We start from the raw sequence: 19,657 nt of genomic DNA, 5'->3' as shown, positions 1-19,657 counted from the left end.
TCTTATAATCGCAAACCGGGATGCCGAAACAAAAAAAGCCTCGCGATGCGAGGCCTTTTTACAAGGGCACCGGCTTACCTGGCGGGCAAATAGCGCGATGGATCGACCGGCTTGCCCTGGCGGCGGATCTCGAAATGCAGCTTCACGCGGTCCGCATCGCTGTTGCCCATCTCGGCGATCTTTTGGCCCTTCTTGACGCTCTGGTCTTCCTTCACCAGCAGGGTCTGGTTGTGCGCATAGGCCGTCAGGAAGGTGTTGTTGTGCTTGAGGATGATGAGGTTGCCGTACCCACGCAGGCCGGCGCCGGCGTACACCACGCGGCCGTCAGCAGAGGCAATGACTGGGTCGCCCGCTTTGCCGGAGATGTCCAGGCCCTTGTTTTTGGCGTCATCGAAACCGGCCAGCATCGTGCCCTGTGCGGGCCAGATCCAGGCCACGTCCTCATCAGCCGAAGCCGCGGGCGCCGGGCTGGTGCCCGCGGGTGCTGAGGCGGGACGGGCTGCGCTGGCAGCCTGGGCCGGCGTGGTGGACGCGGTTGACGTGGTGGCCGACCCGGACGAGACGGGGCGGGTCACTACCAGGGGGTTGTCACTGCTTGGGGGCACCACACGCAGTACCTGCCCCACTTCGATGATGTTGGGGTTTTCAAGGTTGTTCCAGCGCACGATGTCGCGCCAGTTTTGGCCGTTTTCCAGGCCAATGCGAATCATGGTGTCACCGGGCTTGACGGTGTAGTACCCGGGTTTGCCGGCGTTCTCAAAGCCCGGCAGTTGCTTGACATTGGCCGGGTCCACCGCCCCTTGCGTGGGGCGCGACAAGCCGGTGCCGCGGTCTTCCACTGGTGCATGGGTTAAGGAACGCGAAGAACAGCCCGCGGCCAGCAGCAGCGCTGCCGCCAGGGCGCATGGCAAGGCCAGCCTGCCGAGCGTTGCGCGGGCGCCATGAGTTGCGCCTGTGGCATTCACGGACACTGCACTGCGTACGGTTTGATTCATTGGTTCTTTCGTCTTCAATCTGACTGGTGTACTGGTGGGTGTACTGGTGGTTGAGCGGAGGGTCGAATGGCTGTGATGTCTGATTTGCAGGCTCAGCCCTGTGGGGCCAGGCTGTCAGCTTGTTCCCGATTTTAAAGGCACAAAGTGAACGGCCTCCAGCAAGGTCTGCCGCACGCCTTGGGGGGTTTTATCGACCACGACCAAGGCCTGGGCGCCACCGGCAGTCTGCATGGGCGCCACAAGCCGGCCGCCGACCGCCAACTGCTCAATCCAGGCAGGCGGAATGGCCTCCCCGCCGGCTGCCGCAATGATGGCCGCATAAGGCGCGCCCTTGGCGTAACCCATCATGCCATCCCCAAACAGCAGATGCACGTTGGGCAGGCGTAAAGTCCGCAAATTTTCCCTGGCTTTGTCATGCAGGCCGCGCAGCCGCTCGATGCTGTAGACCTCGGTGGCGAGGTGGCTGAGCACCGCGGCCTGATAACCGCAGCCGGTGCCGATTTCCAGCACGCGACCCAGCCGCCCGGTGGCGCCGTGGCGCAGCAGCTCCAGCATGCGGGCGACCACATTGGGCTTGGAAATGGTTTGCCCCAGCCCGATCGGCAGGCTGGTGTCTTCATAGGCCTGGTTGACCAGGGCGGTGTCAACAAAACGGTGGCGCTCGACCGCCCCCATGGCGGCAAGCACCTGCGCGTCGGCAACGCCCTGCGCGGCAAGCTTGCTGACCATGCGGGCACGCACGGCGTGCGAATCCAGCCCAAGCCCGCCGGGCAAGGCGGAAATCGCGGAAGCCACGGGGTTTTTGAGGTTATTTTGGCCTGTAGCCCGCGGTGGCTGCGCGCCACCAGCTATTGATTTAGTAGCAGACGGAACCCCTGCATCAGGCTTCAGACGAACCGGAAATGCCGGGCGGCTTGGCGCGGCTGGCGCCTTGGCGGCCGGATTGAACGGCGGTTTGAGGCTGGGCTTCATGAGGGATTTTTATGGGAGGCGGTCAGCCTGGCGGCGGTTTGGGCCCAATACGGCAGGCGCTCATGATCGGTCAGGTCCACCTGCAAGGGTGTGATGGAGACAAACTTCTGGCTGGTGGCATAAAAATCCGTGCCCTCGCCCGCCTCTTTGGCCGGGCCGGCGCCGCCTATCCAGTACATGCTTTCACCGCGCGGGCTGGTCTGCACAATGACGCGTTCGGCCGCGTGCCGCCGCCCCAGCCGCGCAACCTTCACGCCCTGGATCTCGTCGTCGGGCAGGTTCGGAATGTTCACATTGAGCAGCCAGGGCGGCACTGTCGGTTCAGCGCCTTCAGCCAGGGTCTCCAGCGTGGGCATCAATTGCTGAACCAGCTCGGCCGCGCGCCGGGCCGCCACATCAATATGCGCCCAGCCCTTTTCGGTCTGCGAAAAGGCAATAGCCGGAATGCCGAACAGGTAACCCTCCATGGCGGCGCCCACGGTGCCGGAGTAAATCGTGTCGTCGCCCATGTTGGCGCCATTGTTGATGCCCGACACCACGAGGTCAGGCCGGTAGCCCAGCAAACCCGTGAGCGCGATATGAACGCAGTCTGCCGGCGTGCCATTGATGTAGCGAAAGCCGTTGGCCGCTGTCTGCACATACATCGGCGAATGCAGGGTCAGCGCGTTGGATTTGGCACTGTTGTTCTGTTCGGGCGCCACCACCTCGACATCTGCAACGGTTTTAAGCGCTTCGTAGAGGGCAATGATGCCGGAGGCCTGGTAACCGTCGTCGTTGCAGATGAGAATTTTCATGGCTTGATTTTACGGTCACGGCTGCGACAGCGCGGGCCCCTCCAGGCTCCGCAAAACCCGGCGCTTTGCCTATGATGCAGGCAAGGCGCCTTTTCTCCCGCTGGGTGCCCTCTTCTTTCGGCCTGTTCTCTTTCTTCCCGTTTTACCTGCTGCACCATCACACGTGCAGCTTTCCTTCTATCGGAGACATCCATGCAAGCCTGGCTTTGTGAAAATCCCACCGGTGTAGACGCCCTGAGCTGGAAAGAACTGCCCACGCCAGAGCCCAAGGCCGGCGAAGTCCTGATCGAGATCAAGGCCGCCAGCCTGAACTTCCCCGACCTGCTGATCGTGCAGAACAAGTACCAGATGAAGCCTCCCCTGCCGTTTGTGCCAGGCTCCGAATACGCCGGCGTGGTGCAGGCGGTGGGTGAAGGCGTCAAGCACCTGCAGGTGGGGCAACATGTGGCGTGCCTCTCGGGCACCGGCGGCTTTGGCACCCACACCATCGCACCGGCGGCCCTGTGCATGCCGCTGCCCACCGGCTTTCCTTTTGTGGACGCCGCAGCGTTCATCATGATTTATGCCACCTCCTGGCACGCCTTGATGGACCGCGCACAACTGAAAGCCGGTGAAACCGTGCTGGTGCTGGGTGCAGCGGGCGGCGTGGGGACGGCAGCAATCCAGATTGCCAAAGCCGCCGGCGCGCGCGTGATCGCAGCCGCCTCGACCGACGAGAAATGCGCACTGTGCGTCTCTATCGGCGCCGATGCGACCATCAACTACACCACCCAAAACCTGCGCGACGAAATCAAGTCCCTGACCGAAGGCAAAGGCCCCGACGTGATCTACGACCCTGTCGGCGGTGACTTTGCCGAGCCGGCATTCCGCTCCATTGCCTGGCGTGGCCGTTACCTGGTGGTGGGTTTTGCCTCAGGCCCCATCCCGGCCCTGCCGCTCAACCTCACGCTGCTCAAAGGCGCCTCCATCGTGGGCGTGTTCTGGGGCGACTTCGCCAGGCGCGAGCCCAAAGCAAACGCAGCCATGATGGCCGAGCTGGCAGGCTGGTATGCCCAAGGCAAGATCAAGCCAGTCATCGACCGCACCATGCCCATGGCAGAGCTGAAAGCCGCCTACGCCCACATGGGTTCACGCGGCGTCAAGGGCAAGCTGGTCATGGTGAATTAGGCTTCGGGTTTCGCGCGTCAAACTTCGCGCGTCAAAAAAACTGCGCAAATCCGGTCCTCAGTTGCTGATCACGCTCCTGGCGCTGCAGGCGGCCTTGATAATCCGCGCAGTGGGGTTATCCGCCATGTCTTCGAATTCCATCGGATGCGCGCCATCTGCGGCGTAGCTTGCCAGCTTGAAAGGCGTTCCCCGAAAATCGGGCTGGGCATAAAAAGCGGCCTTCACGTAGTCAGCCGTGTGCCGCACGCAGTCGATTCGCACATCGGTCTCCACTGAACGGAACTGGACGCTGTCACGAAAGGTCCACAGCCGCGCGCGGTTGATTCGAACCGGAATGATCCGTAAGTCGCCTTGAAGGTCAATGGCGGCGGGATTGACCTGAACGTAATGAGCCCCCGGGTCCGCAGGGTCACCCGCCAGCGTCAACCAGGTTTCAGCCGCGTATGCCGCGGCCGACAATCCGATTGCCGCCACCATCCCCAGCGTCGCGCCGGCATGTCTGGCTTTGGCTCCCAGGTACACGGTGTGAAACACAAGAATCATCCGGTTAACGGGCACGCCTGCATTTCAGGGCCTGTCCAGACCACAAACAGATGGATGCTCAGAGGGATATAACCCACCGCAGAGGTATCTTGCGCCATATTGGGGCCGCGCGGACGAGTGCCTGTTTCCAGATGTGCACCGCCGCCGCTCGCGAAGTTCACCCAGTTCGGCCCGGAAGATTTGTCCAACCCAAAAAGAAAATCCCGCGAGCCTTGCGGCTAGCGGGACTTCAAATGATGGGGTGGCTGATGGGGCTCGAACCCACGACAACAGGAATCACAATCCTGGACTCTACCAACTGAGCTACAGCCACCGGAGCCCTGCATTATAGCGGCAAAGCCGCCCCCATTTATCGGGCGACGACTTCTTCAGCGCCGGCTTTGGCAACAGCAGGCTTGGCAACGAGGATTTTCGTTTTGAAGCGCTCTTTCAGGCCGTTGTAATACGCAAGGTTTTCCGCAGCGGTCCACCACTGCGTGTACTGGTTGCGTTCTTGTTTGGCGGCCGCCTCGGCCGGCGCATCGCGTGGCACCACCTTGTTGACCTTGACCACGGCATAACCCTGGGCGCCGAGGTCCACGCCCACAAAGGCAGGCAAAGCAGCGGAGTCAGCGCGCAGCGCCGCATCGATCACCGATGAAGGAAGTTTTTGTGTCTGTTCACGCGAAACGACCACGGGTGCCGCCAGCGAGGCGGCAGAAGCCGGTGCGGCCTTCCACGCCGCGAGCTTGGACTCGCCTTCCTTGCGTGCTTCTTCAGCACTGCGCTGGGCAACCCAGCGTTGGCGCACCACCTCTTTGACTTCAGCGAAAGCTTGCGTGCGCGCCGGGGTGTACTGCGTGATGCGGCCTGAAACAAGCTGGCTCGGCGCGGTTTCTATGGCTTCGGTGTTGCGCTTTTTCTCAATCGCATCGGGCGAAAAAAGTGCGCCCAGGAATTTCGGGTTTGCCAACACGCCGGCCACGCCGGCGCGAGGCACCCGGCCCACATTGCTGGCCGACTTGATTTCCAGCTTGAGTTTGTCCGCTACCGGTTTCAGGCTGTCAGGCTGCTCGTACACGCCGTTGGTGAAAACATCGGCGATTTCCGCAAATTTCTTCTGGGCCTCCTGCTTGCGAAGGTCGGCCTCCAGCTGGGGTTTCATCTCTTCAAAAGCCGGGCGCTTGGGCGATTTGACGTCAGTCAGTTTGATGATGTGATAGCCGAACTCCGACTCCACGACGTTGCTGATTTCACCCTTTTTCATCGCGAAGGCCGCGTCTTCAAAAGGCTTGACCATGGAGCCGCGCGCGAAGAAGTCGAGATCGCCACCCGCAGGGGCCGAACCCGTGTCTTGTGAATTTTTGCGCGCCACGTCGGCAAAGCTGTCGGGCGCTTTTTTTACTTGCGCCAGCAGTTCCTCGGCCTTGGCTTTGGCCTTCTCGCGATCGGCAGCCGATGCAGTTTTGGGTGCCGCAATCAGGATGTGGCTGGCCCGGCGCTCTTCGGTACCGCTCAGGCGCTGAATGTTCTGCTCGTAATAGGTTTTGAGATCGGCCTCATTGACCGTGACCGACTTTTTGACGGTCTCGATATCAAGCACCAAATACTCAATGTTGGCCTGTTCAGGTGCCTGAAAGAATTTTTCGTTGGCTTTGTAGAACTGCTCCAGATCGGCTTCGGTCGGCACCAGTTTGGCCGCCAGATCGGCCGCCTCAAAACGGGCCAGCTGGATTTCGCGTTTCTCAAAATAAGCATTGAGCGACAGGTCAGCTGCAGCCGCGGTGGAAAAGCCGCTTGCGCCGACACCGCCGAGCACCTGGCGGCTTGGCAGACTGGCCTTGACATTGGCTTCAAAAATTTCAGGCGTCATGCCTTGCGATGCCAACAGCTGGCGATAACGCTCCATGTCGAGCTTGCCATCTGGCGTCTTCAGCGCGGCAATTTCAGGGATCTTTTGCAGCTCGCGCGCCAGGTAGTCGTCCGTGACATGGGCTGCGGCGGCGACCACGCGGTCACGCACCAGCCGTTCCAGCGTGGCGTACCGCGCCTGCGGCGTGTCCAGCAGCTTGACGTCAATCGACGGCATGGAACCCCGTATACGCTGGACTTCGCTTTGATGGGCTTGGTCCCATTCAGGCTGCGTGATGTCTTTTCCATCGACCACAGCCACAACTCCGCTGTTGTTCCCGGACCGGCCACTGCTGTTCATGCCCACCAATATAAAAGAGGGGACGATCAGCAAAAACAGCAACGCCATGGTGACTTTGGTGTGCTTGCGAATGAAATCAAACATCTCGAATTTCCTGTGCATCAGCTGACGAAAAGACCGAAGGCCAACAACAAAAAAGGCGAACCTAGTTCGCCTTTTGTCGTGGGTGGTGGGTGCTGACGGGCTCGAACCGCCGACCTACGCCGTGTAAGGGCGCTGCTCTACCAACTGAGCTAAGCACCCCACGTTGAGCTTCCGTTTCAGTTCAAAGCATCCTTGAGAGCTTTGCCTGGACGGAACTTTGGAACCTTGGCAGCCTTGATTTTAATCGCATCGCCGGTACGCGGATTGCGGCCGGTGCGCGCGGCACGTTTTCCCACGGCAAAAGTGCCGAAACCCACCAGAGACACGGAGCCTCCTTTTTTCAGGGTGGTTTTCACAGCGCCAATGGTTGACTCCAGTGCGCGCGTGGCGGCAGCTTTGGAAATATCAGCATGCTTGGCAATGTGCTCGATCAGTTCAGTCTTGTTCACAAGGAGCCCCTCGTTGATAAAAAGTTAATCTGGTTGTCTCTAAAAAATATCTCCCGGGACACTGTGTTGAAACGGGTCAGCGGGAGCGGCATGTGCAGGTTTTCTGCTGTTGCCAATTAGAGCCACGGACTTCTAACCTGTCAATACAGCAGCAAGTTATTACAACGTGCGGAGGCGGATTCTAGACGGTTTTTCATGGCTTTCCCGGCTTGGTCGTAAGCATGATGTGTAATTTTCATGCTAGGAGAAAAGTGGCGTTACAACCCGCCAAGAGCCGCCGCGATGGCCTTGCCGACATCGGTTGTTCCTGCCTTTCCGCCCAGATCGGCGGTACGCGGTGCACCACTTTCAGGGCTCAGCACGGCTTCAATCGCGGCAAGGATGCCGTCGTGCGCATCCTTGTGCCCGAGAAATTCCAGCATCATGGCGCCGCACCAAATCTGACCAATCGGGTTGGCAATATTGCGCCCGGCAATGTCCGGGGCCGAACCGTGCACAGGCTCGAACAGAGAGGGAAACTTTCGCTCTGGATTCAGATTGGCGCTGGGCGCAATGCCGATGGTGCCGGTGCAGGCCGGACCGAGATCACTCAGGATGTCGCCAAACAGGTTGCTGGCCACCACCACATCAAAAAAGTCCGGGCGCTGCACGAAATGCGCGGTCAGGATGTCGATATGGAATTTATCGAGCCGGATGCCCGGATAGTTTTTCGCCATTTCGGCCACACGCTCATCCCAGTAAGGCATGGAAATCGAAATGCCATTGGACTTCGTCGCGCTGGTCAGGTGTTTCTTTGGGCGGGATTGGGCAAGCTCGAAGGCGAACTTCAGCACGCGATCCACGCCGACACGGGTGAACACCGACTCCTGCAAAACAAACTCGCGGTCTGTGCCCGGAAAGGCCCGGCCGCCGATGCTGGAGTATTCGCCTTCGGTGTTTTCGCGCACGATGTAAAAATCAATCTCGCCGGGCTGGCGCGGGCTGCCGTCGCGCCGGACCACCGGTGCGATGATGCCGGGCATCAATCGGGCTGGCCGCAAATTGATGTACTGGTCAAACTCACGCCGGAAGAGCAACAGCGAGCCCCACAGCGAGACATGGTCGGCAATCTTGTCGGGCCAGCCCACGGCGCCAAAGTAAATGGCGTCATGGCCGCCGATCTGGTCTTTCCAGTTGTCGGGAAGCATTTGCCCATGCTTTTCAAAATAGTCCCAGCTGGAAAAGTCGAAATGGTCAAACTGCAGGTCAATGCCATATTTGCCCGCGGCCGCTTCAAGCACACGAATGCCTTCGGGCATGACTTCTTTGCCGATACCGTCGCCCGCGATGACGGCGATTCTCTTTTTTCCAGTGCGCTGGTTCATGGTGATCCTTGGGGTTGGGTTCAGGGGTTGGGTTTGAAAAAATCAAGGGCTTCTGCCAGCAGCAACGCCGGCGCCTCTTCGGCAATGTAGTGACCGCAGGGCAGACTCATGCCCGACACATGCTCCGCACGGTCTCGCCAGAGCCCAAGCACATCGAAGCATTGCCCGATCGCGCCATGCTGGCCCCACAGCACACGCAGCGGTTGCGCCAGCCGCAGTCCGGCAGCGGTATCTGCCCGATCATGCGCGAGGTCGATCGCCGCGGCGGCACGGTAGTCTTCGCAGATGCTTGCAGCGCTGCCCGGTATCTGGATGCAGCGTTCGTATTCGGCCAGCGCGGCGGGCGCAAAAGCCGCCAGACCGGCATGGCGTTTACCCATGACGCTGCGCAGGTAGCGCACCGGATCGGACTCGATCAACGCTTCGGGCAGCGGCGGCGGCTGGATCAGAAAGAACCAGTGCCAGTAGGCACGCGCAAAAGCCTCCGAGGTGTTTTCATACATGGCAAGCGTGGGCGCGATGTCGAGCAGCATCAAACCTTGCACCCGATCAGGGTGGTCCGCGGCAAGGCGATGCGCCACGCGTGCGCCGCGGTCATGCGCCAACACCTGGAAGCGATCAAAGCCGTGGTGGCGCATGACAGCCACGGCATCCAGCGCCATCGCGCGTTTGGAATAGGCTTCATGGTTCGCACCGCTGGCGACCCGGGCAGAATCGCCGTAGCCGCGGAGATCCATCATCACCACCGTAAAGCTTCCGGCAAGGTCAGTGGCCACCCGATGCCACATGACATGAGTTTGTGGATGCCCATGAAGCAACAGCAACGGCGCACCCCGGCCTCCCCGCAAGGTGTGCAAACGCCCCGCTGGCCCGTCAACATGGCACGACACAAAATGCTCAAACATCCAATTACCCTGATTCTGCGGTGCGCGATCATCCCCGCGCCCTGGGTCTATCAATCCTGACCTTGATTTTGTAGAACACTGGCGTCCAATACAAGCAATAATCGGGCAATTCATTATTTCCAGATAGGCATGAATGGATCGCAGTGACCTGGAGCTGGTGCTTGCCGTCCGCGACCACGGCAGCCTGACCGCCGCAGCGCAAAGCCTGGATGTGGCGCCACCCGTCGTGACCAAGCGGCTTGCTGCCCTGGAGGCCAAACTCGGGCAGCGTCTTTTTCAGCGCACGACGCGCCGTGTCAGCCCCACCGCCGAGGGAGAGACGGTGTGCGAACGTGCGCAGGTCCTACTGCAGGGATTCACGGCGCTCGAGTCGGAACTGCAGGAGCGCAAGGCGGAGCCGACGGGGCTGATTCGCCTGGTCGCCACCTTTGGGTTTGGGCGCTTGTGGCTGGGGCCGGCGCTTGCCAGTTTTCAGGAGCGTTACCCGCGCATCGAAATCCAGCTGCAGCTGACTGAACAGTTGCCCGATCTGGCGCTTGAAGGGTTTGACGGCGCCATCTGGCTTTGGTCGGTTGAGGGCCGGCAGGCAGCGCAGTGGGTGTCACGGCGGCTCGCCCGCAACCAGCGCGTGCTGGTGGCATCGCCCCGCTATCTCCAGCAACACGGCACGCCGGCCACCCTGGAAGCGCTGCAAAACCACGCTTGCCTGATCGTGCGTGAAAACGGCAACACGACCGGCCGGCGCTTTGACGTCTGGTCCCTGCACCGGGAACGCGACAAGGCGCCGACTCGCGTGCGGGTTCACGGCCCGCTGTCCAGCAACTCGGGCGAAATGGTGCGCGACTGGTGCGTGGAAGGCCGCGGCATCATGCTGCGCAGCCTGTGGGATATTGCGCCTCAACTCGCCTCTGGAGAATTGGTACGCGTGCTGCCGGCCTATTCAATGCCCGATGCGGACGTCCACTGGCTGGCGCCCTATCGCACGGACCAGCCACGGCGCATTCGATTGCTGATTGACTACCTGGTGGCCCAGTTCCAGACCACGCCCTGGAAAACTACGCGGCCGTCGGCTTCGCGGCCCGCACCACGAGGCTCACGCCCAGCGCCGTGAAGGCTGTGCCGACAACCGTGGTCACGGTGATGGCTTCATCAAACAGCATCCACGCCATCAAGGCGGTAGCGGGCGGCACCAGATAAAGCAGGCTGGTGACCGAAGTCGCCGCGCCGCGCTGGATCAGCAGGTAAAGCAGCGAGCTGCCCCCCAGCGTGAGCACCAACACCGACCAGGCCATGGCGCCCAGAACGTGCGCGTTCCAGGTGATCGCCTCGCTTTCGAACAGCGCCAGCGGCAGCGTCACGACGAAGGCGGCCGCCAGCTGGATTACATTGGCTGTGCGCACATCGGTGGGTTTCATGAAGCGCTTTTGATAAAGCGTTCCGGCGGTGATGCTGAAGAGGGCAAACACGGTGCAGGCCAGCGTCAGCGTCGTGACCTCGGTGCCTGTGCCGAACTTGCGCGACACCACCAGCAGCAGACCGCCCAGGCCCAGCGCCAAGCCGGCCCATTGCCGCGGGCTGACCCGGGTCTGCGCATTGCCCGCATCACCCGAGGACATCCACGACACCCAAAGCGCCGTGAGCACCGGCTGAAGTCCCACGATGAGTGCCGTGAGGCCCGATCCCATTCCCGATTTGACGGCAATCCAGACGCCGCCGAGATAGCCCGCGTGCATCAGCGCGCCCGTCACCGCCAGATGCAGCCATTGCTGCCGGCCCTGTGGCCAGGGGGCACGTACCAGCGCAATCCAGACCAGGAAGCAAACAATGGACAGGAAAAAACGTATGGCAAGAAAGGTCAACGCAGGCGCATACGGCAAGCCGTACTTGGCGACGATGAAGCCGGTGCTCCAGATCAGGACGAACACGGCGGGCATGGCCCGGATCAGTGCACCGGGAGAAGAGGTAGAACTCAAAGCGGAGGATCTAAAACGGGTTTAACGGCAAGGCGAAAGCAAGGCGAAAAACCGGACTACTTGGCCCTTGCCCTGATTTCCGGGATGGCTTTTTGCAGGTAGTAAATCATGGACCAGACCGTGAGGATCGCGGAAATCCAGATCAGCCAGGTACCCCACAAGTGGGTATCGATCATGCCGAACAGGGTGCCGTCAAACAGTAAAAAGGGAATCGCCACCATCTGGACGGTCGTTTTGACTTTACCCAGCATGTGCACCGCCACGCTTTTGGTGGCGCCTATCAGGGCCATCCACTCGCGGAGCGCGGAAATCGCGATCTCGCGGCCGATGATGATGAGGGCCACAAACACATCGGCGCGCTGCAGGTGCACCAGCACCAGCAGGGAGGCACACACCAGGAACTTGTCGGCCACCGGATCAAGAAAAGCGCCGAAGGAAGAAGTCTGGTTGAGCTTGCGTGCCAGGAAGCCGTCGAGCCAGTCGGTGGCGGCAAACACCACAAACATGACCGTGGCAATCAGGTTGCGCTCGGCGGGTGCCATGTTCAGGTAAAACACCCCCACGATCAGCGGAATCGCAACGATGCGGGTCCAGGTCATCAGCGTCGGGATGGTCAGAAACATGACCTGATTTTGGCATGAGCCGTGGGGCGCTGCCGGATAGCGGTGCAAAGCAAGCCAAAACAGTGCGTTCCGTTGCACAAATACATCTGCATCCACCACGCCGGGCCGCCGCAACAGTTAACACTGGCAATGCCATGCATCAATGCAGGGCGCGGTAGATTTCCTCGGCCAGGTCTTTCGAAATGCCGTCGACCGTGGCGATGTCTTCTGCGCTGGCCGAGGCGATTCCCCGAATGCCGCCGAAACGCTGCAGCAAGCTGGCGCGGCGTTTGGGGCCGATGCCGGCGATGTCCTCGAGCTTGCTGCCGCCCACCCGCACCTTGGCCCGCTTGGCCCGCATACCGGTGATGGCGAAGCGGTGTGCTTCGTCGCGGATTTGCGCAATCAGCATCAGCGCGGCGGAGTCACGCCCCAAATAGACCTTGTCGCGGCCGTCTGCAAACACGAGCTCTTCCAGCCCGACCTTGCGGCCTTCGCCTTTTTCAACGCCGGCAATCAGCCCCAGGTCCAGGCCCAACTCTTCGAAAACTTCGCGCGCCATGGACACCTGGCCCTTGCCGCCGTCCACCAGCACGAGGTCGGGCAGCTTGGCCTCGCCATTGCGGGCGGCTTCGGCCAGCCGGGTGTAGCGCCGCGTCAGGACCTGGCGCATGGCCGCATAGTCGTCCCCGGGCGTGATACCTTCGATGTTGTAGCGGCGGTATTCGCTGTTGACCATCTTGTGCTCCTGGAACACCACGCACGATGCCTGCGTGGACTCGCCCGCCGTGTGCGAGATGTCAAAGCATTCGATGCGCAGCGTGTCCAGGTTGTCCAGCGACAGATCCAGGGCCTCCGCCAGTGCACGTGTACGCGCCTGCTGCGAGCCCTGTTCGGCCAGCAGCCGCGCCAGCTGCAGGCCGGCGTTTTTCTGCGCCATCTCCAGCCAGATGCGGCGCTGTTCGCGTGGCTGGTGAAGGGCCGTGACCTTGGTGCCGGTCTGCGCGCTGAGCGCATCCATCAGTTCCCGGTCCACCGGTTCGCTGCACACCAGGGTGGGCGGCACCGGCACGTCAATGTAATGCTGGGCGATGAACGCTTCCAGCACCAGGGCTTCGAGTGATTTACCGACCACAACCGAGGCTGGAGCGCTTGTGGGGTTTTCGTCTGAGCCGCCATCAACGGACTGGTTGGCAGTTTCCGCATCGGCATCGATGGCCGCATCCAGCGCCGCGACGTCGGTGGCGTTTTCCACGTGGCTCGGAAAATACGCCCGGTCACCCAGATGACGGCCGCCCCGGACCATCGCCAGGTTGACGCAGGCCTTGCCGCCCTGCACTTTCACCGCCAGGATGTCGACGTCCTTGTCGCCGCCTATCTCCATCGACTGCTGGTGCAGCACCTTGGACAGCGCCGACATCTGGTTACGCAACTCGGCCGCCTGCTCGAACTCCAGCCTGTCGGCGTGCACCAGCATTTTTTTCTCAAGCTCGGTCAGGATGTCCTGCGCCTGGCCCAGCAAAAACCGTTCGGCGTTGGCCGTGTCCAGTGCGTACTGCTCCGGCGTCACGTGGCCTACGCAGGGCGCGGAGCAGCGCTTGATCTGGTAGAGCAGGCAGGGACGGGTGCGGTTGTTGAACACGGTGTCTTCGCAGGTGCGCAAGCGAAAGACCTTTTGCAACAGCAGGATGGTGTCTTTCACTGCCCAGGCGCTGGGGTAAGGGCCAAAGTAGCGGTGTTTTTTCTCGACTGCGCCGCGGTAATAGGCAATACGCGGAAAAACCGCAGCCGTCGGCGGCGCGCCCTCCTCGGCCGCACGCGCGCCGGTGAGCTTCAGATAGGGATAGCTTTTATCGTCCCGAAACAAAATATTGAACTTCGGGTTCAAGGTCTTGATCAGGTTGTTTTCCAGCAGCAGCGCTTCGGCTTCCGAGCGCACCACCGTGGTTTCCATGCGCACGATCTTTGTGACCATATGGCCGATGCGCGTACCGCCATGGTTCTTCTGGAAGTAGTTGGAGACCCGCTTTTTGAGGTTACGGGCCTTGCCCACGTAAAGCACGCCGCCTTCGGCATCAAAGTAGCGGTACACCCCCGGCAAGGCCGGCAAGGCCGCGACTTCGCTAAGCAGTTGGGGATCGAATTCGTGGGCTTTGGTCATGAAAACAAAATGAGGCGGGTGGCGTATTGTGGACAATCCTTTCATGAATCGCAGTCTGCAGTGGGACATTTTTTGCAAAGTCATCGACAACTTCGGGGACATTGGCGTGTGCTGGCGGCTCGCTGCCGACCTGGCCTCGCGCGGGCACAAGGTACGGCTTTGGGTGGACGACGCGTCCGCGCTGGCCTGGATGGCGCCCACGGGCCGCGAAGGTGTGCAGGTATTGGCGTGGCCACCCGGTCAGCAGCCTCTGGACCTTGACGCCGCCGGATTGACCCAGCACCCGTGTGACGTGCTGATTGAAGCGTTCGGTTGCGACGTTGCTCCTGATTTCATAGCTGCTTGCGCACGGCATCATTGGGCTGGCGGCCTAAAACCCGTATGGATCAACCTGGAATACCTGTCGGCCGAGAACTATGTGGAGCGCTGCCACGCCATGCCTTCACCGGTACAAGACGGCCCGGCAGCCGGCTGGACCAAGTGGTTTTTCTACCCAGGCTTCACGGTCGATACCGGCGGGCTGCTGCGCGAGCGGGACTTGCCGGCCCGCCGGGCGCGCTTTGACCGCGCCGGTTGGCTGGCAGCCCACGGGATCCACGGGGATGGCGAAACACTGGTGTCCCTGTTTTGCTACGAGCCCCCCGCGCTTGAAGGCTTGCTGGCGCAATTTGCGGCGCATGGCTTGCAGGGAAAGCCGGTGCATCTGCTGGTGGCGGCGGGACGCGCCACCCATGCCGTTCGTGCAGTTCTTGATGATAAAAAACGGCTGCAGCCCAATAAGGACGGGCGCAAGCAGCTATCAATTTCATACCTTCCGCTGATGGAGCAGGCTGAGTTTGACCACTTGCTGTGGACCTGCGACCTGAACTTCGTGCGCGGCGAAGACTCCTTGGTAAGAGCGCTGTGGGCCGGCAAACCCTTCGTCTGGCAGATTTACCCGCAACATGACGATGCCCATCTAGCCAAGCTGCAGGCCTTTCTGGACATGCTGCAGGCGCCGCCTTCACTGCGAGCCTTTCACGCCGCCTGGAACGGCAAAACAGCCGCACCGTCCGCCACGGGAGACTCGGTACCCCTACCGATCGACCTGCCCCTGTGGCAATCGGCGACATTGGCCGGGCAGGCGCGCCTGACGGCCCAGGACGATCTGGCGAGCCGCCTGCTCGGTTTTGTGGCAAAAAAACGTTAAAATCATAGGCTTTGCAGAACAGCCCGAAGGTCGACCGGACTTTGGCGCCTGCACAACCTGCCGCGAAACCTGCACACCGGTGCACGCGTTAAGCGGCCTACCTCAGTGAAACTGCTATGAAAATCGCTCAAGAAATACGCGCTGGCAACGTCATCATGCACGGCAAAGACCCGATGGTGGTGCTCAAGACCGAATACAGCCGCGGTGGGCGCAATTCCGCCACCGTGCGCATGAAGCTCAAAAGCCTGGTGGCCAACTTCAACACCGAAGTGGTGTTCAAGGCCGACGACAAGATCGACCAGATCGTCCTCGACAAAAAGGACTGCACCTACTCCTACTTTGCCGATCCGCTGTACGTCTGCATGGACTCCGAGTTCAACCAGTACGAAGTCGAAGCCGAAAACATGGGCGACTCGCTCAACTACCTGCAAGACGGCATGGAACTGGAGGTCGTGTTTTACGACGGCAAGGCCATCTCCGTTGAACTGCCCACCAGCGTGCAGCGCGAAATCACCTGGACCGAACCCGCCGTCAAGGGCGACACCTCCGGCAAGGTTCTCAAGCCTGCCAAGCTCGCCACCGGTTTTGAAATCGGCGTGCCCATCTTCGTGGCGCAAGGCGACGTGGTGGAAATCGACACCCGCACCGGTGAATACCGCAAGCGCGTCTAAACCCGCTTCGCTCTGCGCAAAGGCTCCTCACGGAGCCTTTTTGCTTTGTGCGGGCCCCACCTGGAAAAGCAGCCGCCTGGCCTGATCGTTCACAATAGCTCATGGAACAAAAACAAGATCTATCCGTCAGCCGCCTGGCCAACGCCTGGGCCGAACTGCAGGCCCACGCCAGGGAAGGCACGCCACTGGAGGCCGACGCATCGCGGCTGGCATTTGCCGACCCGGAGTTTTTGCTGCGGCGCGAAACCCGGGGGATACGCTTCCAGCTGGAGCTGCTCAAGCCCGACCTGGAGCAGCAAGCCCATGGCATTGAAAACACGGTGGTGGTTTTTGGCAGCGCCCGATTTCGCAGCGAGGAGGATTCCGTCACCATGGTGGCCGAAGCCGAGGCCAGCGGCGATGTAGAAGTCATAGACCGCGCGCGTAAACTGGCACGCAATGCCCACTATTACGAAAAAGCCCGCACCTTCGGCAAGCTGGTGGCGCAATACAGCGAAAACAAGCCGCCCGAGTCAAAGCTCTTCATCTGCACCGGCGGCGGCCCGGGCATCATGCAGGCCGCCAATCGCGGTGCGCACGAGGCCGGCGGCCTGAGCGTGGGCCTGGCGATCGCCCTGCCCATGGAAGAAGCCGCCAACCCTTACGTGCCGCCCGAGCTGTCGTTCAAGTTCCACTACTTCGCCTTGCGCAAGATGCACTTCATGATGCGTGCCAAGGCGCTTGTGGTGTTTCCCGGCGGCTTCGGCACGCTCGATGAGCTCTTTGAAGTCGTCACGCTGGTGCAGACCCGCAAAGCCAAACCGGTGCCCATCATTCTTTTCGGTAGCAACTACTGGAAGAGCCTGCTCAACACCGACATGCTGGTCGAGGAAGGCGTCATATCACCCAACGACCTGAAGCTGTTTCAGTACGTGGACGACGCGCAGGTCGCCTGGGACCTGATCAAGGACTTTTACCGTCTGTAGGCCTGGTTTCGGGGTGATGCCCGCCGTGCGCAGGCATGCTGTTCCTGAGTAACCAGGCCGCGCGCGAACCGGCGCCCACCATGACCCCGGTGACCCAGAAGACCCCGGCGATGCCGATCAACGCGCCAGCGGTCCCGAACAACATGGGCATCACCACGCTGGACCCGTTGATCGCCATGAGCCGCAAGCCGAGCGCCTCGCCATGGCGGGCTTCTGGTGTGATCTGGTGCAGCATGCTCATCACCATGGGCTGCACCATGCCCAGCGCGAATCCCAGCAATATCGAGCAAAGCCCCATGCCGATCGCCGAGCGCATCAAGGGATAAACGCCAAACAGCACGGCGGTCACCAGCATGGAGGCGACCAACACTTTCCACTCCTTCAGATGGGCCGCCACCAGCGGCATCACCATGCGGATCAGCGCGGCCGCCACGGCAAATGCGCCCAGAATGGTTCCGATGACAGAGGCGCTGATGCCGCGTTCAAACCCCAGCACGGGCACGACAAAGGTGTGCACGTCCCAGCAGGACGACAAAAACCAGTTCACCAGCATCAGGCGGCGAAATGCCGGCTCTCGCAACAAATCCCAGGCTTTGGGCTGCGGACCGACGGCCGCAACCACGGGTGGGAGTTCACGGGTGCGGCGAACCAGAAACCAGCTGGCCAGGGGCAGTACCGCCATCAGAAAAAAAGCGGCCCGGTAACCAAGAAGGCTGCCCGGTTCGGCGCCCGCATGGTCAATCAGCAGGCCCGCAGAAAAAGGCCCGATGAAATTCGAGACCGCCGGGCCGATCGCCAGCCAGCTAAAGACCTGGCGCAACTGCAACGCGCCGGCGGCCGCACGCCCCACATGGCGTTGAAGCGAGATCACGGCGGCGCCGGTAGCCCCACCCGTCAGCAGCGCAGCCAGGCACAGCACCGGAAACACCGGAAAAGCCACCGCTGCACCGGCGCCCAGCACCGCGGCAAACACGCTGTAGCTGATGGGGCGCCGGAGTCCGTGCCGGTCGGCAAAACGGCCGGCCGGAAGCGCCAGGAACACCTGCGTCAAGGCAAAAAGCGCCAGCAGCACACCCACGGCTGCGGGGCTGTAGCCTTCACGCAGCGCCAGCAGGGGTGCTGCCATGCGGGTGCCCGCCATGCAGGCATGCAGGCAGATCTGCGCCAGGATCAGGCGGGCCAGTTCACGCGTCATGATTTACAAGAGAAATAGCGCTGTAGTGCCCGCCAGTCCGGCGCAACCAGCTATTTATTTGATAGCAATAAAATGTCACAACAGGGGTTCATCGCTGTCGGCTGCCGGCGGCAACAACTCTTGCGACTGCGCCTCGGGCAAGGCTTCGACCTTGCGCAGTGCCAGCCGCATCTGCTTGGCGCGCGTATCGGCCTTGTCCAGCGTGTCGGACGCCTTGGCGACCTGTTCCTTGATGCGCGCCACCCATTCACCATACCGTTCAAATTCGGTCTTGACGGCGCCCAATACCTTCCAGACTTCGGAGGCCTGCTGCTCCAGCGCCAAGGTGCGAAAACCCATGTGCAGGCTGTTCAGCATGGCCAAAAAGGTGGTGGGCCCGGCCAGCGTAACGCGATGCTGGCGCTGGATGGCGTCCATCAGGCCGGGCCGCCGCAGTACTTCCGCGTAAAGGCTCTCGACCGGGAGAAACAAAATGGCGAAGTCTGTGGTGTGCGGCGCGGCCAGGTAGTTTTCGGCGATGGATTTGGCTTCGCTGCGAATGCGCGCCTCCAGCGCCTTGCCAGCGACATCCACACCCAGCACATCCACGCGCTCGTGGGCGTCAAGCAGGCGCTCGTAGTCGTCGCGCGGAAATTTCGCATCTACGGGCAACCACACCGGCTCGCCGTCGTCGCCCCGCCCCGGAAAGCGGATGGCAAAGTCCACGCGCTGGCCGCTGCGCGGCTTGGTTTCAACCTGCTTGGCATATTGGTCGGGCGTCAGCACCTGCTCCAGAAGGGCCTCAAGCTGCACCTCGCCAAACACGCCGCGCGTTTTGACGTTGGTGAGCACCCGTTGCAGGTTGCCCACGCCGACCGCCAGGGTCTGCATTTCGCCCAGGCCTTTGTGCACCTGTTCGAGCCGGTCCGCGACCTGCTTGAAGCTTTCGCCCAGGCGCGCCTCCAGCGTGGTCTGCAGTTTTTCGTCAACCGTCTTGCGCATCTCGTCGAGCTTGGCCGAATTGGTTTGCTGCAGTTGCGCCAGTTGCTTTTCCAGTGTCTCGCGCACTTCGCCCATGCGCCGGGCGTTTGACTCACTGACCGACTGCAGCTGCGTGGTCAGCGTATCGGACAGCGTTTTTTGCAGCAGCGTAAGTTGCTGGCCAAACGCGTCGATCTGTGCATTCTGTGTGCGAATCGCTTCGGCGCTTTGTTGCACCAGCGTCTGCTGAAACGTGGCAAAGGTGGTGGCCAGCTCTTGCCGGCTGCTGCGCGAGTTGTCGCCGATCTCGCGCCGCAGCTCACGCTCAAGCTTGTCATGACCAGCCGTCATGCCCGTCATCAGCTCGTTGCGGCCTTCGTCCGCTGGCTGGACAGGCATGCGCACCAGAAGCCAGACCAGCAACAGCAGGTTGGCCACCCCCAAAACGATCATCAGCCAGAATTCCATCATGTGTTC

General features: G+C 61.4%; 18 protein-coding genes and 2 tRNA genes. 5 read left to right on the top strand and 15 right to left on the bottom strand.

Annotated features, from left to right (window positions below; translation table 11 throughout):
* Positions 1 to 74: 74 nt before the first annotated feature.
* From ABI546_RS07990 to surE, 3 genes are all read right to left on the bottom strand, one after another.
* Positions 75 to 995, bottom strand: a complete 921-nt coding sequence (locus ABI546_RS07990) for a peptidoglycan DD-metalloendopeptidase family protein (RefSeq protein WP_348045820.1) — start codon at positions 993 to 995, stop codon at positions 75 to 77.
* Positions 996 to 1,109: 114 nt separating this feature from the next.
* Positions 1,110 to 1,967, bottom strand: coding sequence for a protein-L-isoaspartate(D-aspartate) O-methyltransferase (locus tag ABI546_RS07985; protein WP_348045818.1), 858 nt, complete (start codon positions 1,965 to 1,967; stop codon positions 1,110 to 1,112).
* Positions 1,964 to 2,761, bottom strand: coding sequence for a 5'/3'-nucleotidase SurE (gene surE / locus ABI546_RS07980; RefSeq protein ID WP_348045816.1), 798 nt, complete (start codon positions 2,759 to 2,761; stop codon positions 1,964 to 1,966). The genes ABI546_RS07985 and surE overlap by 4 nt, the downstream gene beginning before the upstream one ends.
* 192 nt (positions 2,762 to 2,953) lie before the next feature.
* On the opposite strand from surE, the gene ABI546_RS07975 reads away from it, so the two are divergent.
* Positions 2,954 to 3,928: an NADPH:quinone oxidoreductase family protein gene (locus tag ABI546_RS07975; RefSeq protein ID WP_348045814.1), complete on the top strand. Its 975-nt coding sequence runs from the start codon at positions 2,954 to 2,956 to the stop codon at positions 3,926 to 3,928.
* A 57-nt stretch (positions 3,929 to 3,985) separates the two neighbouring features.
* On the opposite strand, the gene ABI546_RS07970 is transcribed toward ABI546_RS07975, so the two are convergent.
* The 7 genes from ABI546_RS07970 to ABI546_RS07940 form a co-directional block, all read right to left on the bottom strand.
* Entirely contained in the window at positions 3,986 to 4,462 is a 477-nt protein-coding gene (locus ABI546_RS07970; RefSeq protein ID WP_348045812.1) for a surface-adhesin E family protein, read from the bottom strand.
* Between the two features lie 246 nt (positions 4,463 to 4,708).
* A tRNA-His gene (locus ABI546_RS07965) sits at positions 4,709 to 4,784 on the bottom strand.
* A 36-nt stretch (positions 4,785 to 4,820) separates the two neighbouring features.
* Positions 4,821 to 6,746, bottom strand: coding sequence for a SurA N-terminal domain-containing protein (locus tag ABI546_RS07960; RefSeq protein WP_348045810.1), 1,926 nt, complete (start codon positions 6,744 to 6,746; stop codon positions 4,821 to 4,823).
* An 83-nt stretch (positions 6,747 to 6,829) separates the two neighbouring features.
* Positions 6,830 to 6,905, bottom strand: a tRNA-Val gene (locus ABI546_RS07955).
* A gap of 17 nt (positions 6,906 to 6,922) precedes the next feature.
* On the bottom strand, positions 6,923 to 7,195 hold the full coding sequence (locus tag ABI546_RS07950; protein ID WP_007874140.1) for an HU family DNA-binding protein: 273 nt from the start codon (positions 7,193 to 7,195) through the stop codon (positions 6,923 to 6,925).
* 257 nt (positions 7,196 to 7,452) lie between these two features.
* Positions 7,453 to 8,559, bottom strand: coding sequence for a tartrate dehydrogenase (locus ABI546_RS07945; protein WP_348045807.1), 1,107 nt, complete (start codon positions 8,557 to 8,559; stop codon positions 7,453 to 7,455).
* A gap of 20 nt (positions 8,560 to 8,579) precedes the next feature.
* Positions 8,580 to 9,464: an alpha/beta hydrolase gene (locus ABI546_RS07940; protein WP_348045806.1), complete on the bottom strand. Its 885-nt coding sequence runs from the start codon at positions 9,462 to 9,464 to the stop codon at positions 8,580 to 8,582.
* 133 nt (positions 9,465 to 9,597) lie between these two features.
* Here ABI546_RS07940 and ABI546_RS07935 point away from each other — a divergent pair, with 133 nt between their 5' ends.
* The gene (locus ABI546_RS07935) at positions 9,598 to 10,575 is read left to right on the top strand and encodes a LysR family transcriptional regulator (protein ID WP_348045804.1); all 978 of its coding nucleotides are present in this window, start codon (positions 9,598 to 9,600) and stop codon (positions 10,573 to 10,575) included.
* Here the strand turns inward: ABI546_RS07935 and ABI546_RS07930 are convergent.
* The 3 genes from ABI546_RS07930 to uvrC all read right to left on the bottom strand — a co-directional run bounded on the left by ABI546_RS07930 (position 10,520) and on the right by uvrC (position 14,200).
* Positions 10,520 to 11,398, bottom strand: a complete 879-nt coding sequence (locus tag ABI546_RS07930; RefSeq protein WP_348045871.1) for a DMT family transporter — start codon at positions 11,396 to 11,398, stop codon at positions 10,520 to 10,522. The genes ABI546_RS07935 and ABI546_RS07930 overlap by 56 nt on opposite strands.
* A gap of 95 nt (positions 11,399 to 11,493) precedes the next feature.
* Positions 11,494 to 12,060, bottom strand: a complete 567-nt coding sequence (gene pgsA, locus ABI546_RS07925; RefSeq protein WP_348045803.1) for a CDP-diacylglycerol--glycerol-3-phosphate 3-phosphatidyltransferase — start codon at positions 12,058 to 12,060, stop codon at positions 11,494 to 11,496.
* A 139-nt stretch (positions 12,061 to 12,199) separates the two neighbouring features.
* Positions 12,200 to 14,200, bottom strand: a complete 2,001-nt coding sequence (uvrC, locus tag ABI546_RS07920) for an excinuclease ABC subunit UvrC (protein WP_348045802.1) — start codon at positions 14,198 to 14,200, stop codon at positions 12,200 to 12,202.
* A 43-nt stretch (positions 14,201 to 14,243) separates the two neighbouring features.
* On the opposite strand from uvrC, the gene earP reads away from it, so the two are divergent.
* The 3 genes from earP to ABI546_RS07905 all read left to right on the top strand — a co-directional run bounded on the left by earP (position 14,244) and on the right by ABI546_RS07905 (position 17,025).
* Positions 14,244 to 15,389: an elongation factor P maturation arginine rhamnosyltransferase EarP gene (gene earP, locus ABI546_RS07915; protein ID WP_348045800.1), complete on the top strand. Its 1,146-nt coding sequence runs from the start codon at positions 14,244 to 14,246 to the stop codon at positions 15,387 to 15,389.
* 116 nt (positions 15,390 to 15,505) lie between these two features.
* Positions 15,506 to 16,060: an elongation factor P gene (gene efp, locus ABI546_RS07910; RefSeq protein WP_092126478.1), complete on the top strand. Its 555-nt coding sequence runs from the start codon at positions 15,506 to 15,508 to the stop codon at positions 16,058 to 16,060.
* A 101-nt stretch (positions 16,061 to 16,161) separates the two neighbouring features.
* Positions 16,162 to 17,025: a TIGR00730 family Rossman fold protein gene (locus ABI546_RS07905; protein ID WP_348045798.1), complete on the top strand. Its 864-nt coding sequence runs from the start codon at positions 16,162 to 16,164 to the stop codon at positions 17,023 to 17,025.
* Here the strand turns inward: ABI546_RS07905 and ABI546_RS07900 are convergent.
* Both ABI546_RS07900 and rmuC read right to left on the bottom strand, forming a co-directional pair.
* Positions 17,003 to 18,220 (bottom strand): MFS transporter, encoded by a 1,218-nt coding sequence (locus tag ABI546_RS07900; RefSeq protein ID WP_348045796.1) that lies wholly within the window; start codon positions 18,218 to 18,220, stop codon positions 17,003 to 17,005. The two genes, ABI546_RS07905 and ABI546_RS07900, sit on opposite strands and share 23 nt — an antisense overlap.
* 75 nt (positions 18,221 to 18,295) lie before the next feature.
* Complete coding sequence (gene rmuC / locus ABI546_RS07895; RefSeq protein ID WP_348045794.1) at positions 18,296 to 19,648, bottom strand: DNA recombination protein RmuC; 1,353 nt, start codon at positions 19,646 to 19,648, stop codon at positions 18,296 to 18,298.
* Positions 19,649 to 19,657 lie beyond the last annotated feature (9 nt).

The sequence above is a fragment of the Polaromonas sp. genome (assembly GCF_039932935.1).
In the GTDB taxonomy this organism is placed as follows: Bacteria; Pseudomonadota; Gammaproteobacteria; order Burkholderiales; family Burkholderiaceae_C; genus Polaromonas.
Note: the sequence above shows the minus strand (reverse complement) of the source record. Positions and strands in the feature narration are given on the sequence as shown.

Bases quoted from the DNA above. Each gene is read 5' to 3' on its own strand.
- ABI546_RS07990 (WP_348045820.1), bottom strand. From the start codon at position 995: ATGAATCAAACCGTACGCAGTGCAGTGTCCGTGAATGCCACAGGCGCA.
- ABI546_RS07985 (WP_348045818.1), bottom strand. From the start codon at position 1,967: ATGAAGCCCAGCCTCAAACCGCCGTTCAATCCGGCCGCCAAGGCGCCA.
- surE (WP_348045816.1), bottom strand. From the start codon at position 2,761: ATGAAAATTCTCATCTGCAACGACGACGGTTACCAGGCCTCCGGCATC.
- ABI546_RS07975 (WP_348045814.1), top strand. From the start codon at position 2,954: ATGCAAGCCTGGCTTTGTGAAAATCCCACCGGTGTAGACGCCCTGAGC.
- ABI546_RS07960 (WP_348045810.1), bottom strand. From the start codon at position 6,746: ATGTTTGATTTCATTCGCAAGCACACCAAAGTCACCATGGCGTTGCTG.
- ABI546_RS07945 (WP_348045807.1), bottom strand. From the start codon at position 8,559: ATGAACCAGCGCACTGGAAAAAAGAGAATCGCCGTCATCGCGGGCGAC.
- ABI546_RS07940 (WP_348045806.1), bottom strand. From the start codon at position 9,464: ATGTTTGAGCATTTTGTGTCGTGCCATGTTGACGGGCCAGCGGGGCGT.
- ABI546_RS07935 (WP_348045804.1), top strand. From the start codon at position 9,598: ATGGATCGCAGTGACCTGGAGCTGGTGCTTGCCGTCCGCGACCACGGC.
- ABI546_RS07930 (WP_348045871.1), bottom strand. From the start codon at position 11,398: ATGCCCGCCGTGTTCGTCCTGATCTGGAGCACCGGCTTCATCGTCGCC.
- pgsA (WP_348045803.1), bottom strand. From the start codon at position 12,060: ATGTTTCTGACCATCCCGACGCTGATGACCTGGACCCGCATCGTTGCG.
- uvrC (WP_348045802.1), bottom strand. From the start codon at position 14,200: ATGACCAAAGCCCACGAATTCGATCCCCAACTGCTTAGCGAAGTCGCG.
- earP (WP_348045800.1), top strand. From the start codon at position 14,244: ATGAATCGCAGTCTGCAGTGGGACATTTTTTGCAAAGTCATCGACAAC.
- efp (WP_092126478.1), top strand. From the start codon at position 15,506: ATGAAAATCGCTCAAGAAATACGCGCTGGCAACGTCATCATGCACGGC.
- ABI546_RS07905 (WP_348045798.1), top strand. From the start codon at position 16,162: ATGGAACAAAAACAAGATCTATCCGTCAGCCGCCTGGCCAACGCCTGG.
- ABI546_RS07900 (WP_348045796.1), bottom strand. From the start codon at position 18,220: ATGACGCGTGAACTGGCCCGCCTGATCCTGGCGCAGATCTGCCTGCAT.
- rmuC (WP_348045794.1), bottom strand. From the start codon at position 19,648: ATGGAATTCTGGCTGATGATCGTTTTGGGGGTGGCCAACCTGCTGTTG.